The organism is Veillonella parvula (genome assembly GCF_001553335.1).
Classification (GTDB): Bacteria; Bacillota; Negativicutes; order Veillonellales; family Veillonellaceae; genus Veillonella; species Veillonella parvula_S.
In genome coordinates this window covers 1-4,469 of sequence record NZ_KQ960783.1, presented here as the reverse complement: position 1 = coordinate 4,469, position 4,469 = coordinate 1, and the positions used below count along the sequence as shown (strand labels likewise).

The window sequence follows — 4,469 nt, the reverse complement described above, 5'->3', positions numbered from 1 at the left end:
TGATTACCTATCATTGTTCAGTTTTCAAAGATCTATACCAGTCAAACCAGATTTTATCTAGCTTTGAAGCACTTTTATTAAAGTGTTTCGTCAACCGGCGACTAGATTAGAATAACATGTTGTCACTTTCATGTCAACATCTTTTTATAATCTTTTTTAGAATTTTGTAATTTCTGTTTTAACCAGGAATTACGTTTTTATTCTAAAACGATTATCAACAAACATATATTTTATCTAGTGTTTGCTAACTAATAAACAGTCGCTTCGAACGACTGTATAGCTATTATAGTACAAAGAGCCGAGGGGCGCAACCCCTAATTTTAAAATTTTGCAAACTTTTTTTGAATTAGCTTATATGGTATAAACAAGTACAATACATACTATATACAGTAGTTATCAATAATATAGATGATCAACTGTACTCTATGAATCTATCAGTGCTACTACTTAATCATTTATATTGTTTTATTTCTATTATAGTTACCAACAATCTTCTATTCTTTATTTATATTACGTAACTCTTATTAGAAGCATAATCAACAGCATCTATAAGAGTTCTAGTAAAGCTATAGATTTCAGATAGTTTAACTATAGATACCTTAGCAGTTATGCTTTAGAAACCTTAATACTTAATAGCGCTTATATCTTAACACTTAATAATATATATCTCGGATAGCTTAATACTTTAGATAGCCTATATAGATACATAAAGCACAAATTCCCCTTTACACGTAATAACCCTTTAATTATTTACAGGCAATTATCCTTTAATAGTATATATATAATAAAAATAACGCCATCCAAACGGATGACGTTGTTTAATAAGGATTTGTGTTCCCTAGTCGGGGGTCCAGGGTACGTGTTAGGGGCCCTTATAAACCCAATATAAGGACCATTGTGTTTTGTAGATATACGGATATATGGCGGACATATATCCGTATACCACATGTATTAGAGATCAACTAAGCCTTTAAGACGAGAGAAGGCAAAGGCTTTTTGATATCTATATCAATATAGATATCAATTATTATTGAATCGCTCTATGCAAGTCAACTTTATTGTAGTAGTTACTACCCACTGGTTCGTTAATTGCTTTACGAAGGTCTACTACGTGCTCATCAGCAGCAGTTGGTTCTTCGCTCGCTTTATTTTTAACGGTTTGTTTAGCCGCGAACCAAATTGTTTCGTTCATGTAATGACGAAGTTCTTCGTTAGATACATGTTCTTGCTCTTGAGCAAGAATATCCAAGATTGTATCTTCTAATACTTGTGCTTCGTCGTCAGTCATAGGACCGCCAACTTGTTTTTGTTTTTGTACAACTTCGTTAACACGATCTACCATACCGCGCAATACATTGAATCCATAGCTATTTACAAAGCCATCTTTTTCGTTGTATTTAGGCATTTCAAAGTATTCGTATTCGTTTTTGTTGCGGCTTTCACCGTTCCAGTTCAAAGCTGTTTCAAAGCCATGTACGCGACCAAGGGAGTGCGTACGGAAGTAATCAGCATAGTTATGTTTATCTTTGGAATGTAACCAGATTTTGTCTGCTTTAGTTAATTGCTCATGATTGTCGCGTTTAGCTTCTGCTAAAGCGATTTTTTGTTCAGCATTTTCCCATGCTTTCACATAATCATGAAGGGATTGTACTACTTGTGGGCTAGCCACAGGTACCAATACAACATTGCTCAAACCAGGTGCGAATACAGGGTTAGGCAAGATCAAGTTGTCATCATATGTTGGTGCGCTTGCTGCGTGACCAGTGATGGATGCTGCGCTCATTAAAAGTGCTGCTGTAAAAGCAAGCATTGTAGATTTTTTCATATCTATTCCTCTTTTCATAGTCGAATTAATGTGCTGGTTCAGGGCTCCCGAAGGAACCCTTACCAGTTGTATCCATTTGCTAACTAGGATTCCTAGTTTTTCTGAAAGTATAACTAAGTCATAAGACCTAATTACTCGAACACGCCTTAGGATGGGCGCCCCTAGAAGGGGCTTTCACCATCACAGGAGACATATTACATACCCATTTTCGCCATCATTGCAGCCATTTGAGCTTTCAATACTTCTACTTCACTTTGTAGACCAGCGTTTTGAGCTTTAATTTGTTCGTTTTCATATTTCAAGTCAGATACTTCACCTTTTAATCCGGCGTTTTGAGCTTTCATTGCTGCCATTTCAGTTTGAACTGCATATGCAGAGCTGATAGGGCCTTTGCGGTAGCGATCTGCTACAGCTGCTTCAGCATCTCTGTTACCAACTTTCCAAGTTACACCAGCGTTTGCCATCAAGTGGCTAGAACCGCCAGCCCAGGACAAGCCGCCATGGAACATTGTGGACTCGTTTTTGTAATGAGCTACGCCCACTGCAATCGCGGAGTTACCACGGTAGTTACCGTAACCAGCCATGATTTGAGTTGGTTCCAATGGATCATATTGCATAGGTTTCAATGCGGACAACGCTGCACCTTGAGCACCTACACGACCCACTTCTTCAGTTAATTTATCAACGCGAGGGTCAACTGCACCTTTTACGGAAAGGTCATAGTTTAAGCCACCATCAGCAGTTTCAGTTTTCTTCAATACTACGGATTGGTCATCAGATGTCAATGTAGTACGAGAATCTTTCAACTGTTTAACGTTTACTGCATCTGTATCATTAGTGCCACGTTGAACATTAGTGATTTTGTTACCACCCATGTTGAAGTTGCCACCAGTGATATTTACAGTATCTCCACCGAAGGATAATTTCGGACCATTGGAGTTGTTAGAGATGGAAGTGATGTTAGTGAGGTCGCCTTTCACGTCGAAGGATACTTTACCGTTCGCATCAGTGTGAGCAGTAGTATTTACGCCGTTAGAGAAGTCTAAACCATCAGATAACATTACTGTTCTAGCGTTGCCACCATTTTCTTTGTAAGTCAATGGAATTTGTTTAGCTGCTTCCTTACCATTGAAGTTAACTTGGTAGTTAGTTGTATGGTTAGTAGCATTTGGTTGAACGTCTACAGTGATCGCTTTTTTGTCACCTGTTACAGTAACAGCTTCACGAGCTGCGTCTTTAACGTCATTTTTATCTACAGATACTTCGTATGTTGCACCAGCTGCACCGAATGTATCGCCAGCTTTAGGAGCTACTTTAGCAATGTTATTAGCATCATCTTTAGCTTGTACTTTTTCAGTAGATTTTTTAGCTGCTTCTTGTTGAACAAGTTTCAATTGTTCTTCAGTTGCTGCACGACCTTTAGTTGCGAAGTCAGCGGAATCAAGAGTTTTGTTAGTTAAGCCAGTGATGTCACCAGTTTTACCATCAAGCTTGATTGTGTTGTCGCCAGCTACGTTAACTACTTGGTCACCTTTGAATTCTAATTTGCCATCCCCTTCTTTGTTAGTGATGGAAGTGATTTTGTTCAAATCGCCTTCAACATTAACTTTGTAAGGATTGTTTTTAGAACCATCGCCAGTTACTTTAGTATTTTGACCATCAGTAAGGTTAGTTTTAGCTGCTTTCAATTGACGTACGTTAACCGCATCAGTATCGTTTACACCGTCGTCAACGTTAGTAATTTGTTTATTACCAGCATTGATACCGTCTTTAGTTACGGATGGGCCATTGTTAATTACCAAGCCACCATCAGTGATCTTAGTATCGCCAATTGTTACGGAACCTTTATCAGTAAGGTCGATTTTGTTGTTCAATGCAAATTCTACTTTAGCTCCGTCAGCAGTATTAGTTTGTTTAACACTAAGGTTGTTACCGCCGGAGAATTCAACAGTTTTACCATCAGTAATACTCTTAGCTGCTGTTTCAGAATCAGCAGTAGTATTACCAGTAGATTTAACGTTGAAGCTGTTCATTGTACCAAGGCCAGCACCGCTAATTGTCATTTCGCCATTAGCAGATTTAGATACTGTGATACCGTCAGCACCTTTAACATTTACTTTACCGCCATTAGCTGGAACATCTGTGCCATTAGCTTGGATTGTCCAGATATCGTCAGTGTTAGCGAATGTTTTGTCGCCGTATTTAATGCGGTCGCCATCTTTCTTAATTGTTGTGTAATTATCAGGTGTGCCTAAGTGGATTTCCTTAGTTTGGATAGAGTCGATGCCTTTGATGTTTTTATTCAAGCGAATGTTCAAAGTATCGTTACCATCAGCAGTTACAGCGATGTTACCTGCAGCAGATTCAAATGTTTTTTCTTGCTCTTCAGTAACGCCTTCACCTTTAACTTTAACTGTGGAGTTAAGTTTGTTTTTATTTACAACGCTTTCGTTGTTACCAGTGAATTTCAAGCCGTCATCAGTAGTAGCAACTTCGTGTTTGTTGTTGTTGCTATCTTCGTAAACGATACGAGTCATACCGTTAGTACCATTTTTACCGTCTACACCGTCTTGACCGTTAGCACCTTTGAAAGTAAGACCATCTTTACCGTCTTTACCATTCAAGCCGATAGAGCCGTCTTTAC

Annotated in this window: 2 protein-coding genes; both read right to left on the bottom strand. The window is 38.4% G+C overall.

What is annotated here, in order from left to right; all coding sequences use genetic code 11:
• Positions 1-1,027 precede the first annotated feature (1,027 nt).
• Positions 1,028-1,825: a hypothetical protein gene (locus HMPREF1865_RS02005; protein WP_060919011.1), complete on the bottom strand. Its 798-nt coding sequence runs from the start codon at positions 1,823-1,825 to the stop codon at positions 1,028-1,030.
• Positions 1,826-2,019: 194 nt separating this feature from the next.
• Positions 2,020-4,469: YadA-like family protein (locus HMPREF1865_RS02000; protein ID WP_196484493.1), on the bottom strand; the 2,450-nt coding region annotated here is incomplete at its 5' end.